A 16,080-nucleotide genomic window follows, 5' to 3' on the forward strand; every position below is an offset into this window, starting at 1 on the left:
ATGTTTGGCTACGCCAAACCGAAATTTATCTCCCACCTGCCGCTAGACTATCGTCTTTCACACGCCTGAGGAAGGAGACTTCTTTCGGGTAATACGTTAAAATTAGACCCAGTTTTGAGGATGTAAATAATAATCCACCCGTTGATTATATTATTTTAAGGGTGAAAATGCATTAATTAAAAATTCAATAAAAGAAGATCGAACTAGATAGTCTTTCTAGATTGATCTTCTTATTTTATATTCCCCTTCACTGCAACTCATTGCAATATGTCTACTTCTGTGACACATTACACAATTGTACAGAGATAATGAAGTAATATGAAAAATAATATAAAGATTTTAATTTAATCCTATATATTTTTTATAAATTCTAAAAGTAAATCCCTTATTTTTGGTATGATTGACAGAGATTATTTAATTTCTTATGAATATTCTTGAAAAGGGAGTCATGCTGTATGAAATCAATAAATGTAAATGGGAATATATATCATATTGAATCTGTTCCTTTTGAAGATAAGAGTGAGCAGGATGAAGAGGGATACTACGAATATTTTTACAAAGGAGTCAATTTATCGTTTTACTCGGACAAAGAAATAATTAAAGCCCGAATTTATGACGAGGAAGAAATAATATATTTCTTAAAAAATCCATCTCTTGCTTTTGGTAAAGATTTTGAAGCTATAAAAGTATATATAATTAAAGAATATGATGTAAATAAATTTAAAATTCCAGGTGAAAAAAAAGCCTATATAGAATTATAGCTATAATTCTATATAGGCTTTACCATGACCAATTATAATAAAACAGGAAAACTCACAAAGTACTTATGCCTGTGGGTGATGAAAGGAATGTATTCGAAATTGAGTAAATCAAGTGAAATAAGTAGATTTGAAAATAGATTCTCAGAAAATGTGATTGAAATAGCAGCTGTCACAGGGGCATTAGGAATCGGTGCATCAAAAGGCGGTGACAACATTTTGTGGACTGCGTCAATTGATTTGATTGCGTGGAAAGACTTACATAACAATGAAACGATTACAAAAGAAGACATACGACTCGCATGGTTGGTTGATGATGCAGAATGGAGAAAATCAAAAGACATTTTGACAGCAAATACAGTTGTAACATTACAGGTGCGCAAGTCAGAAAATTCATTGATGCTTGTTAAGGTTTTGGAAACATCATATAAAGATGATGAGTTGGAAATCATCTTACAAGATGCAATGAAACCACTTTTTTATCATGATGAGATGTTGGGTGAGTTTGAACTTGATAAAAGAGTGAAAACTTTTGAAAAGAGAATATCTTGGGCTGGTGAAGAATGTCATTTATATTTTGATTGGAGTGAAGACAAACATATGATGAAGTCTGCACTGGAAACAGCACATGCACTTTTCAAAGAGCAAGATGAATGGAAAATGAAAATGAAAATGTACGCTGCAAAAGAACTGGTAGAGTTAGCAAATGAATGGCTACAAGATGATGATGAAGCAGAAATCGACGAAATTACAAAAGAAATGTTCATTAATTCCATCACATTAAGCAGCTTAAGCGTTTATTCAGAAGGTGATTTTGAAATGTTCTTTTCGGATGGAGATATATTTTGGGGACATTCTATCATTGTAAGCGGAAATATTCATGAGGGGCTCTCTTCGGCTGAGATTGCAGGATAAAGTGAAACGTCCATCAGTGGGGATTTTTCTTCTCGCCTATCTCTTCTTTTATTAAGTGAGGACTCCAAACCTCTTTAATAATTAATGAAATTTAAGGTTTACATATACGGTGGAACTTGCATAGATGTTTTAAATAATCTCTTAGAATCTGATATGGATACGTTACTTGATAGTTGGCTATCTACAATGAAATATTTAGAACCAGCACAAGCAATGGCTATACCAAGTTTTGATGAGGATCGGAGGGGTGTATCCTTTTCTCCAAATGTTTCTTGGAAGGATTATCTGAAAAGTTAAAAGGAACGAGGTCGTAATTAGACTGGAATTTACATAAAAGCTCAGATGATGCAATTAGTTATTTCGGATAAACGTGATGTGATTTGTTAGGAGGTGAAGTTAAATGAGAAATGACTTAACATGGCCAGTACCGGATGAGCCAGTTTCAGCAGAATATATAAACAATGTGGGAAAAGAGATAGGGTATATATTTCCAAGTGACTATGTAGAATGTGCTACAAATAATAATGGTTCAGCTGTATTACCTTATAAATTTGAAATAGATACGATAACAAAGGTATTTGGAACTTTACTTTCTTATGATGTAGATAGTAGTGAATATATCGTTAAAGTATATAACCAGTATATTGCTACTCTGCCAAATGAATTGGTGCCATTCGCATTTGATCCAGCAGGAAATTTAATTTGCTTTGATTATAAAAATCATAAAGAAGATCCAATTGTCGTCTTTTGGGAACATGAGGGAGCATGGGAAAAGGAAACATTGATGGAAAGTGAAGGGATTACGGCTGAGGAGGCAGAGGAAGTAGCGAGAGAAAATGTATTTTTTGTGGCTAATCATTTTACGGAGTTTTTAAATAAGTTACATGATTAATAATATTATTCATATGAAATGGTTCGTATAAATGTAAGCAGCAATAAAAGGAGAGAGAATGATGGACTTAGAGCGTTTGAAAAAAGATATTTGGTATGGAGAAATTTCTAAACATACAATTGAAAATCTTAAGTCTAACCTAAGAGATAGTGCAACAGAGAAAGAATCCTTTATTTTAATTAATGAATTGTTAAAGCTTGGTGATTTCTCTGTAAAGGGGTTACTAATCGAACTTATGAATAGTACTCGAGATGAGCTTGTTTTGAATTTATGTACTAGACTATTTTGCTCAGTAGCTACTCACGATGATTTATTAGAAACGAATAATTTGAAATTCCTTTCAAGTGCTTCAGAGGATGGAGTTCATAATTTTGTAGTAAGTGCTGGTGAAACTCTTTCATATCATGTAGTACCATATCTTTTAGCATTACTAGAAGAGTGGGAAGATACCTTTGTTGAAAAAGCTATTAGAAATGAGCTTTCATGGATGCTTGGAATTGAGGACGAGTATTATGAAGTATCGTTAGAAGAATTTAATGAAGCTTATTCTGGTTTTATCGAAAATAATGATACGCAAGAATATTATTATCATAATAGACTATCTTTTCCTGGAGACTTGGCAAAGGAGTTAGTGTCGGAAGTTATGAGTTCTTTAAGAGATAGAACTACTTATAATGTTGTTACTATACCTTCCGTTTTATCAATTTGGAGTGGAATCAAATGTCCAATTCAATACGATACGATTATAACAAATGAAAAAAATAGAGAGTTGATGTCATATATTGATGTTTTAACAAAGAAAGAATGGAAGATTGGTAAAAAGTATTTTTATGGACGTGTAGTCGTATAAGAAAACGATATATGTGATGAATATAAAACATTCTATGGCACCCTGCTAAGGAGTGATTTTTACTATAATGGAAAGCTTTAATGGATGGTATGTTTTATGGAGGAAAATAAAAAACAACTAGTAGCTCAACTAAATGTAAAAAGATATAAACACATCAAGAAGGTGAAAAAATGATACTACCAGAGGAGTTTCGAGAGAAATGGGATGTTAATAAAGATGGCCCACTTATTACATTTCATGAAAAAGAATTAATGGACAAAAACTTTTCAGATGAAGTGAAACGATTTTTGTCTATAGGAGGCTTACCGGAAACACCGTCACCGTATTTAGAATTTACTTCATCTCAGTCTTGTGTAAGGTCTATTATAAATGTATTTCATATGCCAGAAGAGTTTCGAAAATATTTGTATTTAGGAACAACAAGTTCTGGAGATCCAATTTGTATAATTGAAAAACAAGAAAATGTAGTATTTCTAAATAATAGTGATGAGTATAAAGAAGTGTTTATGAATTCTTCTATACATCAATTTGCAGAATGTTTATTAGTATATTCAAAAATGATCGATAAGGCAGTAGAGATAAATGGTGAGGATGCCTTTATCGATAATAATATACCAGAGTGTACAATAAGTTGGTTGAAGGAAGAATTGAAAAAAATTGATGATAAGTGTATGGAAAAGGGTTCTTTTTGGTTGATTGAAATTGAGAGCTTATATGAATAATTGAAAGTGAAAAAGAAAATGTATGGTGCATGGAAGAGGAGTATGGTGATAGTGAAGAATGCTATGAGTACATATTTTAAAGTAAGAAAAGAATATTTTGATAGAGGTTTGAATTTCTTATTTAAAACACCATATAACGAAAAAGTTGATTTTGTTATATATCAAGGTGAAATAGAGGAAGATGAAATTTCATGGAAACCGGTTGAGAAATATTTTAAAACTGATTTAACAATACTTGAGGAGCGGTTCGGAATTAAGTTTCATGATTCAGTTCATCACTATTTTAACTCATATTGGTTTGCTGATTTGGATGGGTTTTTCGGTGACCATTATATTAGTTTAGAGGCTGTATTACCCAATATAGAGTTGGATTCTTTCAAAGAGAAGTTAGAAGGGTATGAAAAAAATCATCGTAAGCTAGATAAGATTCCTATAGGAGTAGAAGGAAATGGTTTACTAGTTGTTTTAAATAATGTAAGTGGCAAAGTCGAATTGGAGGATTTCGAACGTGGGTTGTTTATAGAGGTTTCGAATAGTTTAAATGAGTTGATTTCTAGTTTGAGATTACAAAAATAGTAAAGTGAAGAATGTTTATATGAATTATAGACTGGATAGAGGGGCGTGGGAAAGTGAAATATAGTGGAATGGTTTCAGTTTGGTTTGGAATTTCTAAATCACTCCAAAATCTTGAGGAGTATGTCGATATAGATTACACGATAGATGGTGATTCAGTTCATTCAAAGTTTGGGACGAGCTTTGAATTCGGTTATTATGATGAAGATAATATTGAAATTTGTTTTTATGAGAATAATAAAAGGGACGTTGAACATATTTTAAGTGATTTTTCTTATAGTGAACGAATTATTCCTAAAATAAAAAAGCTAATAAATGGAGATAGTTTAGCGAAAGATATTAACTTTGCTATTGTTCTTTATGATTTTAAATATAATGAAGTAAAAAGAGAAGATATGTTTGATGGTTTAGAGGTTACATTTATTGGTTCTATGCCATACAGGTAGGTTGTACGGAGTTGCTAATTTGTACTATAAGCATTTCTATGAAGAGATCAAATACAAGGTAATTGAAGTAGGTTATCAGGATATTACTTTTTAATTTCAATACGTTTCAATAAACGTCTGTATATTACTTTGAAAATAAAATAGCTGATTCACTGATGGAATTTACGATAAAGGTCTATCGGGACAGTGGATATTTTGAAGATGAAAAAAAGAAAGGATAATCTCTTTTGGATACTAAAGAACATTTAAATCGATTATATGATAACCGTTTGTTAGAAAATGAAAATGAGATAAAAGAGTTTAATGAGTCATGCATACGAGTGATTGAGTGTAACGATGTTTCTATTATTCCAGATTTATGTTTAGTCTTTGATGATGATACTGAACAACCTGAAGTTATGTTTAGTTTGATTCATGGGATAGAGGGCTTATATGAAAATCATATAGAAGAGGGATTGAAATGTATTGCTACAGCTGCTCCCTCGATGATGAGCGGCGCTAAAGACTGGATAGAGATTATACATTACAGAATACTTAATAATCCCCAAATAAGAACGGTGTATGCAAAAGTACTTTCGCAATTTGATTTATCCATTACGAGTAGCATTAAAGAACTATTATTGGAAATAAAAAATGAAGATACTGATATGTTTAGTGAATCTGTTAATGAGGTTATTGAGTTTATCTAATAGTTAAATAACGAAAAAGGTGTCAATCTTTCTCGAATTGACACCCCGATACGAATCTGATTAACACCTTACATATTTACGCTTAAAACCAAGTCTGCCTCTATCAAGTTCTTTCTGGATACTTTCGGAAGCATTTAACAAACTGCTTTTTTTCTTATCACGTTTCACTTCAACTATACCAACTTCTTTTGCAGTCTCGACTGCTTTTTCATGTAGTGGTACATATGAAATTGCCACAGTGTTTAGGAAGTTATTCATAGCGGATTTTGTTCGTTCTGGTGAATCATGAATTGTATTTTTCACCATTTCAAGCATATCGGAAATTTTGCTTTCGGAAAATTCATTGTCTTTACGATTTCCTAAAAGCCAACAGTAGCAACTCCAGCCCGCAGACATTCTAAGCTCGTCCCCACTTGCAATCCATTTATCAGCAACATCTTGTGCAATATTTGACTCCGATAAAGTTACTGCCACCACATAATCGGATAGCATATAAAAATACGCTCCGTCTATCCAGCGATCAAAATCAGACTCACTCATAGCTTTTGGATCCGCAATAATACCTGCAAAGTACATAGCATCGTAGTTGCCAGTGGCATACAGTTCCTCGGCTAACTCTTGATTTATTTTTATTTTCTTAGCAATTGGTTTCATAGCGCCTGTAGCTACGCCGAAAACTGGCTCGTGTGCACCGTTAGATATGTATATTTTTTTCGTGCGTTCCTTACCGAGAGCTTCAAGCTCTTGCATAACTGTTTTAAAGTCCATAGCTGTGCACTTCCTTCCTTAATATAAGAACCTTTTTAAGTCTTGTATACTTCTCAATGTTAATACTAATTGTATTCTGTAGGTATGTCTACTTTCTAAAGTTCATCGAAACCTAGACTGATTTATGAAACAGCATAAAGGTTCTTCTTGTTGAAAAATCAATAAAAGGTGTCGTCATTTATTTTTTGAGAATTAGTAGAGTAAAAGAGAAAGATTTACTTTTTTATAATAGTTTTTGGATCGAATATACAGTAAAAGTAATAATGAGGAAAGATGTGACATTTTAAATTATAAGGTGAATATTTAGTGGCTGAAAGTGTTTTTGACGGCATTTGTAATTGATTGTAGAATAATGCTTGTTAAAGAGTTTTGTAGAAATTTAGCTTAAAAAAACTATGATTTTTCTGCTGGGGATAGAATGGAATTATTTATAAAAAGGATGGAATAGACATGCCTTTTTACATAGTAGATTCGTAGTACTTGAATACTAAAGAGAAAATAAAGGGAGGTTGGAATATTTACACGAAATGTGTAAGTATTTAATACTGCAATGACAAATAGAATGAAAAGACGAGTAATCGCACTATCAACAAGTTTAGTAATCTTAGGGGGATTACCTTTATCAGCATCAGCAGAAGAGGTGCATTCATCTCAAACTGATCAACTTAGCGTCGCTCATGGGGAAAATGGAATGAACGGATTAAGTTATTCGAATTTTAATCTGCAAGTTCCTAATCATATACAAATTAATGAAGCGGAAGTCTCTGAAAATGAAACAATGCTTTTAGAAGAATATAAGCATCAACATGATGAAACAGAAGAATTAAATAAAATGAAAGAAGCAAAAAAAGGTGAAGTAGCGGAAGAGGAAGCTATTTCAAATATTGAAAGTGCATTTGAAACGGTAGATGGTCGAAATGATGGGTCTACTCGTCAAATGAAACCGATTATAAAGCCGAGAGCGGTTCAGTTTAGTGCGCCGAGTACGAAGAAATATGGGACGATTGCGGGTGTTCCATTTGTGGAGTGGATTGTTCCAAAAGGAAATACTGATATTCGACCTGCAAATCCGATGAAAGCACGTTATATTACAATCCATGAGACTGCAAATACAGCTCGTGGTGCGAATGCTGAAAATCATGCGAAATATTTGTATAAACAAGCAACGGAAGGTACTTTCCGAACAGCTTCTTGGCATTTTACTGTAGATGATAAACAAATTTATCAGCACTTACCAACAAACGAAAACGGTTGGCATGCAGGTGATGGCGATGGTTCAGGAAACAGAGAGTCGATTGGTATCGAGATTGCGGTTAACCAAGATGGAGATTACAATAAAGCGCTAGAGAATGCCAAAAGACTTGCAGGTTATTTAATGAACAAAGAAGGCATTAGTGTGAATAATATTTACAAGCATCAACAATGGAGCGGGAAGAAGTGTCCTGATATTTTAATTTCTCGTGGGAATTGGACTGGTTTCGTACAAGGTGCGCAGTGGTATGCGAATGTTAACACACAAATTGATAAGCCGTTACAAGATAAAAACGAGTCATTTAATCCGAATGATAATAATCCAGCTGAACCTAGCATGGAGCTAGTAGTAAATGGTGACGGTATAAATGTACGTAGTGGTGCAGGGCTTGAACATGGTGTCGTTCGTAAGGCTTCAAAAGGAGACCGTTACAAAGTGTTAGCGGTTAAAGACGGTTGGTACAAAGTTGGTAACGGAGAATGGATTTTCTATAACCCAAGCTGGATTAAGATTGATTACAATGTACCAAAGAAAGAAGAACAAAAGCCAAAAGATGATATTACAGGTGGTTGGTTTGAAGGGCATATTCGTAAACTACATAGCCTAGGTATTATGCAAGGTGAAGGTAATGGAATATTTGCTCCTTATCGTAATGTAACGAGAGCGGAGTTTGCTGCATTAATTTCAAATGCTCTTCAACTGCCAGAGGGGGATAAGTCATTTGTAGATATTAATAAAGCACATCCGTCACTTCATAATGGTATTAAACGTAGTGCAAGCGCAGGAATTATTAGCGGTCGCGGCGAAGGTATTTTTGATCCTAATGCCCAAATTACGCGTGAAGAAGCAGCTGTTATGATTGACAAAGCATTACAGTATAAAGGTGTTACAGGTGATTTAGTCGCATTACCATTTAAAGATCAACATGTAATAACATACAAACAATCCGTTCAACGATTATATAGTTTAAAAGTAGTTACTGGTGTAGAAGATAATAGGTTTAATCCTAAAGGTACAACAACTCGTGGTGAGGCAGCAGCCTTTTTAGTGAAGATGCTAGATTCGATGCCAAAATAAATTGTATGTAGAAGTTTGTATTGGTATGAGTGAAAATTTCAAGGGAGCTATCCAAAATAATGATTTGGATAGCTCCTATTTAGTTGTGTGGACAAATTGCGAATATCATTCCACCTATAAGCCCCTTCCAAGCCCCTTATAAGCACCTACCAAGTAATAAATCATTAAGAAAAAACAAAACAAAAACAAAAACAACTACAAGAACAAAAAAGCGCGAAAAAACGTCGTAGTAGTAGTTGTAAAAAAAATTTGAATTCAAATGCCAAAACCACCCCGAAAATTCCTATATGTATATTGAAGGATTGAATTTTATTTTTTACGACTGAAGGAAGGATGGAAACGTATGGCGGTGTACCGTAATGTGAGGGTGAACTTTTGGCAAGATGAATTTATTTTAGATTTATCACCAGAGGAGCGTTATTTTTACATATATTTGCTAACGGGTACGAAAACGAAGCAATGTGGAATTTACGTATTACCGAAGCGTTTGGCAGAGCTTGAAACAGGCTACAGTATGGAAACTGTTGAGAAGTTGTTGAACCGCTTTGTTGAATATGGAAAGATTTTATATGATGCAGAAACGAAAGAGTTATACATAATAAATTGGCTACATTATAACCCTATTTTAAATACGAATGTAGAGAAATGCGTGTTACGTGAGTTAAAGGCTGTGAAAAGTAAAGAGTTCATACATATGTTTTTACGTAAGTGTTTTGAAGAAGAATGGAAGATTCCATTATTACTACAGCATTTTGGTATGCCGAAAGAGGAGGATAATAGTAGTTTACAAGCAGTTGTGGAAGAGGAGGAGGATGTGGAAGTCATAGAAACGGTAGAAGAGGCTACTTCGCATAGTGAAGTGTATAAATTTTACGAGCAAAATATAAGTAGTTTATCTCCATATATTGTGAAGGAATTGAAGGGATGGATACAAAGACTTTCAGGAAGTGCAGTACTAGAGGCACTTAAAGTTGCGTTTGAACATAATAAGCGAACGCTCGCTTATGTGAAGGGGATTTTGAGGAATTGGTGTAGCGAATATGGTGAAGAACAGCGTGTAATGGGAAGTTTAGAGAGAAGGAGAAGTGTTTTGAGTAGTGTATTTTAATTTACATGAATTTAACATAGAATGTACGTTCGTTTTTGCGAATTTTATGCTATACTACCATTAAATAAGGGTATTTTTATAGTAGATAAAAGATGCGGGGGAAGAGAGTTTGACTACTAGTACATCTCAGTTGTTTCAATATATTCATATGACAAAAGAGCAGGAGCAATTATCACTGCTATATTTACAGACAAAAGAAGAAGAGATTTTGAAAGATATTCAATTAACGACAATTCGAGATCAAAGAAGAGGCGATTTTGCTGAGCGATTTATAAATGATTTTAGAAAAGTGCATAAGCAAGATCCAGCTTTCTTACGATTATTTTATTATTTGTTAGGGGAGCAGTTGTTAAATGTTCTTATAATAAGGTTTAAATATGTGGATTTTTCTAATATGAAGATGTATTTAGAAAAAAGTGCACTTCCTTTAGATAAACTTGTAGGGAGCGCATGTAAATATTTAACTAATATTTCAAGTTATGTGGATGAAGCGTATGTTTTTCTTCGAGAATTAATAAGCGAGAATCCGAACTATATAGAAGAGCAGCTATCAGCATTATCATCAAAGCAGCAATTATCGTTACTTCTCGTAATGTTTGAAGTAGATTATGAGAGATTCTGTACATATAGCTCTTTGTTGGAAGAGAGATTAGAAGAACATGCTGAATTTATATTGAATTTGAATGGAGAAAAGGAAAAGATTGAAGCAGCTAAAGGGTATATAAAAGGTGAAAGTGATAGGGAAGTATTTTTAGGTGGAAATTTACCAGAATATATTTGGCGACTGTTATTTCGTATTCATAAATATTCAAATACTGCGAGGCGATATGTTGAAATTGTAGCGAAGGAAAATGTTTGGGGTTTTATGAACTATGCAACGCGTTACGTGTGTCAAGCTCTCGGTCAGCCTCAAAACTACAAAAGAACAGGTAGTGTAAATAAGAAAACGTATGAAGAAATTCAAAGTTTTTGTAAACAGTTTTGGATTTCTGAGGAAAGGTTTTTTGCGCACCGCCTGAGGCAACATGATTTGAATAGTGCAGACTTTTGTAAGACGTATGAATATGAATTGCTATGCTTTATGTTGGAAGAAAATCATGAATTTGTTCAGCGTACTTTGCAATATGTAAGTAAGATTAATTACCTCATCATCGCACGAACGTTAGCTGAACAAGGACATGAATTAAATAGAGGGAAAATGCGAGAAGAATTTTTTGTTGCTGCTTTGCAACTTAAGTTGTCTACGGTGCGGGATACGTATCGTGATTATTTACTCGGGAAATTGTCATTTGATGAAATGAAGCAAATACTTAAAAACCCGAAATATAGAAATATGTATTGGGATATGCCAGTTTTAGAAGTTGTACTTCTTTGGGATATAGATGATGTAGCAAAAAGAGAAGCGGCACTCACCCTGCAATTTGGAGATGTATATGGTGTTTATTTATATGAACTTTTGTATGAGTGTTCAATTAGAGGTATAGAACCAGAACAAATAATAGAAGATCTACTTTCTTACGGGCTAAGTAAGGAAAAGCTGATTGATTATTCAGTCGAGCAAGTCTCACATTATGTAGAAGAGCGAAATAAAGCGAAGGAAGCGCTCGTTACGATCATTGTAAAAGAGCAGGCATACATAATGGAACGATTTGATACGTATTCTGCTGAGGCAAAAGCGTATATTTTGAATGAATTAGCAAGAGATAACAAGGTTGAAATGCGTCCGGTTTTAATTAAAAACTTAGGTGATTCATCTAAAAAATTACGTAAGTCTATAGTTGAACTGCTTTCAAAAGACATAGAAGCTGCAGAATATGTCGCGCTGGAACTTCATAATAAAAAGAAAATTGTTCGTGAAAATGTGATGAAACTACTTATAGAGTATAAGATTGAAAAATATACGAAACTTGTACAGGAAGCGTTGAAAGAAAAGAAGAACGCCTCTTTGGCCGAGAAGTTTGCTCCGTTACTTGAAGTGGGGAGAAACTCAGAAAATATAGAAGAACTTTGTGGCCGTATAGTAACGGAACAAAAAAGAAACTCACTTCTGCAATTGATGGGGGATGAACCACAAATCCGTCTTCGTGACGCTAATGAAATTGCCGATGCCACAATTCCATTAGCCTATTTACAACAGTACATGTCAGATTCTGTCATCGAGAAGAAAGAGGCAGCTGAAAGGATTGGCAGTACGTTACATGCACAAGACTTGAAAGAATATGTGCAAGCAATATATCAAATATGGATTTCTGAAGATGCAGATGTGAAGAAACGTGGAATCCTTTCGTTATATGGAATGTATAGTGATGATGAAATGGTCGGCATACTGAAAAAGCAAATTGATGAATGGGTATTTGATATGAGAGGAAAGATTGCCGCAGACGCTGTTCGCGCTTTAGGTTTGTCATCCTCTAAGCTTGCACTTATGTCTATTCATGCAATGGCATTTAAATATAAACATAAGCAAGTGCGTAATGCGGCAAAAGAGGCGTTAAGTCTTGCTGCAAAAACACGTGGTATAACAGAGGAAGAGTTGGAAGATCAACTGGTGCCGGACCTTGGCTTTACTGTACGTGGTGAAAAGACGATTGATTTTGGAAATCGAAGTTTTACAGCCATATTAACTGCAGAGTCGAAAATTGAATTAGAGACAGAAGAAGGAAAACGCATGAAGTCACTTCCGAAGCCGAATGCAAAAGATGATATAGAAAAAGCTGAAGAAGCTAAGAAAGAGTTATCCACTTTAAAGAAAGAGCTTCGAAGTGCTCTTTCCATGCAGAAACAACGTTTGGAAGCTGCTCTATCAAGAAAGCGCTATTGGTCATACGATTCGTGGAAGGCGGTATTTCTGGAGAATCCAATTATGAAGCAATTTGCAACTTCACTTATTTGGGGTGAATATACGGAAGGAAAGTTACTGGAAATGTTCCGTTATGCGGAGGGTGACACGTTGTACTCACTAATAGGAGAAAATCATGCACTTTCGTCTGGAACCGTTATCGGTTTCGTTCATCCGTTAGAATTGTCAGAAGAGAAAAAGGCGTTATGGAAAGAGCAACTGGAACATTCGAAAATTGTTCAACCGTTCCTACAAATAGAACGGCCAGTATTTGTAGTAGAAGAAAACGATAAAATTACTGTTGAGAGATTTGGCGGTATTTTATTAAATGGGCGCTCGTTATTCGGTAAGATGACGAAACTTGGATGGGTCCGCGGTTCTGTTCAAGATGGCGGCGTGTATTATACGTTTTATAAAGAAGATACTCGCACTGGATTAGGGGCAGAGCTTTCATTTAGCGGAGCACCGATTGGGTATGAAGATGAAGAAGATGTATGTGTGTATGACATTCAATTTTATAAAGCAGGTACAGTAAAACGAGGTTCATATGAATACGATGAAATTGATGATGAAAGACGTATTGTACCGAAAGAAGTAGATAAGTGCTTCTTTAGTGAAATATTATATGATGTACATTTAGCGACCAATTCAAATCTTGGTCATAATGAAAGATGGCGTAACAAACGATAAAAAAACCCCCTTCATTTGTAGGAAAATGAAGGGGGGTTTTCAACTTTTCTAAAAGGTTCTTCCTTAAATAGAAGCGAATAGTTTCAGAAAGGAGGGGGTTCTATGGAAGTCGTCATAAAGAAGAAACGAACGAGGGGTAAGAGAATTTTTATTTGGTCTAGTAGTATCGTTCTTTTATTCGTTATCTGCACGGCAATTTTTTTGAACATATATACGCTTAGATCTATGCCAAAGATAGATGGAACGATAAAGCTAGAGGATTTACAACATGCTGTTACGGTAAAGCGAGATGATAAAGGTGTACCGCATATTAAAGCGGAAAATGCACATGATTTATATTTTTCACAAGGGTATGTACAAGCGCAAGATCGTTTATTTCAAATGGATTTAAGTAGAAGGCAAGCTTCTGGGATGTTAAGTGAAGTTGTAGGGGAAGCAGCTGTTGATCGTGATAAGTTGTTTCGAACGCTCGGTTTACGGCGAGCAGCCGAAGCGTCTGTTAGTCAATATGATGGGGAAGCGAAATTTGCCCTGCAGTCATTTGCTGATGGAGTGAACGCTTTTATACGTGAGGCGAAAGCAGAAAAGAGATTGCCAGTTGAGTTTACTCTATTAGGCTATGAACCTACTGAATGGTCCATTGTTGATACGTTAACGATTGGGAAGTATATGGCGTTTGATTTAGGTGGCCATTGGCACGGACAAGCGTTTCGATATTGGGCACTGAAAAATCTTCCGAAAGAGCAAGCAAATGAGCTATTTCCTACATATCCGAAAGATGCTCCGAGATTGCTAGCGGAACTGCAAAATACAAATGTGAATGTAGCACAAAGTTTTTCAAAAACAATCATTCCGCCCGAATTTAACGGGAGTAATAACTGGGTGATAAGCGGTGAGAAGAGTGCGTCTGGTAAGCCGATTTTAGCGGATGATCCTCATTTATCTCTTGCGACGCCATCTATATGGTATCAAACGAGACTTGAAATGAAAGACTTACATGTAAGTGGCGTTATTTTCGCTGGCGTGCCAGGTGTTATATTAGGACACAATGACAAAATAGCATGGGGTGTTACGAATACTGGTCCTGATGTGCAAGATTTATATATTGAGAAGCGAAATCCTAAAAATGAAAATGAATTTCTATATAACGATAAATGGGAAAAGGCTACTGTTATTGATGAATCTATTAAAGTAAAAGACGGGAAAACAATTCCTTATAACGTTACGGTTACGAGACACGGTCCAGTCATTTCAGAGTTTGCGGATAAAGGGAAAGAGAAAACGAAAACAGTATTTGCTTTAAAGTGGACTGCATTGGAACCGTCAGCTGAGTTAAAGGCTGTATTAAATATGAATAAAGCGAAAGACTGGAATGAGTTTGAAACGGCTCTTCAAGATTTTCACACACCAACGCAAAACTTTGTATTTGCATCAAACGATGGCACGATTGCTTATAAAGCGAATGGAAATATACCAGTGCGTAAAAAAGGCGATGGTAGTTTACCTGTTCCAGGATGGACAGATGAATATGAATGGGAAGGGTATATCCCGTTTGATCAACTGCCAAAAGTAATTAATCCGAAAGAAGGGTTTATTTCAACGGCGAATAATAAAATTGTTGATGATAATTATCCGTACCATATTAGTAATACGTGGGCGCAGCCATATAGACAAATGCGTATTCAAGAATTTTTGCAAGAGAAGGAAAAATATACGGTGAAAGATTTAGAAGAATTACAGATGGATCAAAAAAATTTATATGGGAAAGAGTTTACTCCTATATTTTTAAAGGAATTAAATAAAGCAGATTTAAATGAAGTAGAGAAAGAAGGAGTAAAACAATTAACAAAGTGGAATTTTTACGATAGTAAAGATGAAGCGGCGCCGTTAATTTTCCATTTGCTAATGAAAGAGATTTCAAATACGTTGTTTTCAAAAGAAATACCGAAAGATGTGATGGAGTTATTTGAAGGGAAGTCACAGGTTGTTGATGAATTGATTCGAAAAGAAGTAACAGGAGAAAAGAGCGCTTGGTTTACGAAGTACGGAGGCTTCACAAAAGTTGTGCATACATCGTACGAGAATGTAATGAAGAAATTACAGAAGGAGTATGGATCAGATGTTGGAGAATGGAAGTGGGGCGATTATCATCAACTTGCGTTTACACATCCAATCTCGAAATCATCTAGTATGCTAGCGCTACTAGCATTTAATCGTGAGAAACCAGTTCCGATTGGCGGAAGCCAAGTTACCGTTCAAGCAGCGAGTTACGGTGATAACGGTATTGTAAATCACGGGGCATCTTGGAGATTCGTCATTGATACGAAAGATATGTCAAACGGTTATCATATTGTAGGGCCAGGACAATCAGGACATTTTAGAAGTGATTGGTATCATGATCAAATAGATGACTGGGTAAATGGCACATATCATACGACTACATTGAATACGGAGGGGATAGAGGGGAAAGTGTTAACTTTACAGCCGAAGTGATAATATTT

At 34.9% G+C, this 16,080-nt stretch carries 13 protein-coding genes and 1 pseudogene; 13 read left to right on the forward strand and 1 reads right to left on the reverse strand.

Translation table 11 applies throughout. The features are described from left to right. Nucleotides 1-455 precede the first annotated feature (455 nt). The 9 genes and pseudogenes from BAQ48_RS07505 to BAQ48_RS07545 all read left to right on the forward strand — a co-directional run bounded on the left by BAQ48_RS07505 (nt 456) and on the right by BAQ48_RS07545 (nt 5,845). Nucleotides 456-761 carry a hypothetical protein gene (locus tag BAQ48_RS07505; RefSeq protein WP_071710585.1) on the forward strand — a complete coding sequence of 102 codons (306 nt, stop codon included), beginning with the start codon at nt 456-458 and terminating at the stop codon, nt 759-761. A 78-nt stretch (nt 762-839) separates the two neighbouring features. Then, the gene (locus BAQ48_RS07510; RefSeq protein WP_071710586.1) at nt 840-1,673 is read left to right on the forward strand and encodes a DUF2262 domain-containing protein; all 834 of its coding nucleotides are present in this window, start codon (nt 840-842) and stop codon (nt 1,671-1,673) included. 105 nt (nt 1,674-1,778) lie between these two features. Beyond that, a pseudogene (locus BAQ48_RS27890) lies at nt 1,779-1,970 on the forward strand (hypothetical protein); the annotation flags it as partial. A 103-nt stretch (nt 1,971-2,073) separates the two neighbouring features. After that, on the forward strand, nt 2,074-2,565 hold the full coding sequence (locus BAQ48_RS07520; protein ID WP_071710588.1) for an SMI1/KNR4 family protein: 492 nt from the start codon (nt 2,074-2,076) through the stop codon (nt 2,563-2,565). Between the two features lie 61 nt (nt 2,566-2,626). Then, the gene (imm47, locus tag BAQ48_RS07525) at nt 2,627-3,415 is read left to right on the forward strand and encodes an Imm47 family immunity protein (protein ID WP_071710589.1); all 789 of its coding nucleotides are present in this window, start codon (nt 2,627-2,629) and stop codon (nt 3,413-3,415) included. A gap of 170 nt (nt 3,416-3,585) precedes the next feature. Further along, complete coding sequence (locus BAQ48_RS07530; protein ID WP_071710590.1) at nt 3,586-4,137, forward strand: SUKH-4 family immunity protein; 552 nt, start codon at nt 3,586-3,588, stop codon at nt 4,135-4,137. A 63-nt stretch (nt 4,138-4,200) separates the two neighbouring features. Next, nucleotides 4,201-4,713, forward strand: coding sequence for a SecY-interacting protein Syd (locus BAQ48_RS07535; RefSeq protein WP_207544836.1), 513 nt, complete (start codon nt 4,201-4,203; stop codon nt 4,711-4,713). Between the two features lie 53 nt (nt 4,714-4,766). Further along, nucleotides 4,767-5,156 carry an immunity 22 family protein gene (locus tag BAQ48_RS07540; protein ID WP_084064462.1) on the forward strand — a complete coding sequence of 130 codons (390 nt, stop codon included), beginning with the start codon at nt 4,767-4,769 and terminating at the stop codon, nt 5,154-5,156. Between the two features lie 227 nt (nt 5,157-5,383). Beyond that, the gene (locus BAQ48_RS07545; RefSeq protein WP_071710591.1) at nt 5,384-5,845 is read left to right on the forward strand and encodes an Imm30 family immunity protein; all 462 of its coding nucleotides are present in this window, start codon (nt 5,384-5,386) and stop codon (nt 5,843-5,845) included. Nucleotides 5,846-5,905: 60 nt separating this feature from the next. Here BAQ48_RS07545 and BAQ48_RS07550 read toward each other — a convergent pair whose 3' ends face one another. Beyond that, on the reverse strand, nt 5,906-6,613 hold the full coding sequence (locus tag BAQ48_RS07550) for a DNA alkylation repair protein (protein ID WP_071710592.1): 708 nt from the start codon (nt 6,611-6,613) through the stop codon (nt 5,906-5,908). A gap of 550 nt (nt 6,614-7,163) precedes the next feature. Between BAQ48_RS07550 and BAQ48_RS07555 the strand changes: the two genes are divergently transcribed. From BAQ48_RS07555 to BAQ48_RS07575, 4 genes are all read left to right on the forward strand, one after another. Continuing rightward, nucleotides 7,164-8,942 carry an S-layer homology domain-containing protein gene (locus BAQ48_RS07555; protein ID WP_071710593.1) on the forward strand — a complete coding sequence of 593 codons (1,779 nt, stop codon included), beginning with the start codon at nt 7,164-7,166 and terminating at the stop codon, nt 8,940-8,942. 343 nt (nt 8,943-9,285) lie between these two features. Beyond that, nucleotides 9,286-10,050 (forward strand): DnaD domain-containing protein, encoded by a 765-nt coding sequence (locus BAQ48_RS07565; RefSeq protein ID WP_071710594.1) that lies wholly within the window; start codon nt 9,286-9,288, stop codon nt 10,048-10,050. A 109-nt stretch (nt 10,051-10,159) separates the two neighbouring features. Beyond that, entirely contained in the window at nt 10,160-13,579 is a 3,420-nt protein-coding gene (locus BAQ48_RS07570) for a DUF4132 domain-containing protein (RefSeq protein WP_071710595.1), read from the forward strand. Nucleotides 13,580-13,681: 102 nt separating this feature from the next. Beyond that, nucleotides 13,682-16,072 (forward strand): penicillin acylase family protein, encoded by a 2,391-nt coding sequence (locus BAQ48_RS07575; RefSeq protein ID WP_071710596.1) that lies wholly within the window; start codon nt 13,682-13,684, stop codon nt 16,070-16,072. Nucleotides 16,073-16,080 lie beyond the last annotated feature (8 nt).

The sequence above is a fragment of the Bacillus luti genome, from assembly GCF_001884105.1.
Lineage (GTDB): Bacteria > Bacillota > Bacilli > Bacillales > Bacillaceae_G > Bacillus_A > Bacillus_A luti.

Excerpts from the sequence above, each read along its gene's own strand:
- BAQ48_RS07565 (WP_071710594.1), top strand. The coding sequence starts at position 9,286 with ATGGCGGTGTACCGTAATGTGAGGGTGAACTTTTGGCAAGATGAATTT.
- BAQ48_RS07520 (WP_071710588.1), top strand. The coding sequence starts at position 2,074 with ATGAGAAATGACTTAACATGGCCAGTACCGGATGAGCCAGTTTCAGCA.
- BAQ48_RS07510 (WP_071710586.1), top strand. The coding sequence starts at position 840 with ATGAAAGGAATGTATTCGAAATTGAGTAAATCAAGTGAAATAAGTAGA.
- BAQ48_RS07550 (WP_071710592.1), bottom strand. The coding sequence starts at position 6,613 with ATGGACTTTAAAACAGTTATGCAAGAGCTTGAAGCTCTCGGTAAGGAA.
- imm47 (WP_071710589.1), top strand. The coding sequence starts at position 2,627 with ATGGACTTAGAGCGTTTGAAAAAAGATATTTGGTATGGAGAAATTTCT.
- BAQ48_RS07505 (WP_071710585.1), top strand. The coding sequence starts at position 456 with ATGAAATCAATAAATGTAAATGGGAATATATATCATATTGAATCTGTT.
- BAQ48_RS07530 (WP_071710590.1), top strand. The coding sequence starts at position 3,586 with ATGATACTACCAGAGGAGTTTCGAGAGAAATGGGATGTTAATAAAGAT.
- BAQ48_RS07575 (WP_071710596.1), top strand. The coding sequence starts at position 13,682 with ATGGAAGTCGTCATAAAGAAGAAACGAACGAGGGGTAAGAGAATTTTT.
- BAQ48_RS07555 (WP_071710593.1), top strand. The coding sequence starts at position 7,164 with ATGACAAATAGAATGAAAAGACGAGTAATCGCACTATCAACAAGTTTA.
- BAQ48_RS07535 (WP_207544836.1), top strand. The coding sequence starts at position 4,201 with ATGAGTACATATTTTAAAGTAAGAAAAGAATATTTTGATAGAGGTTTG.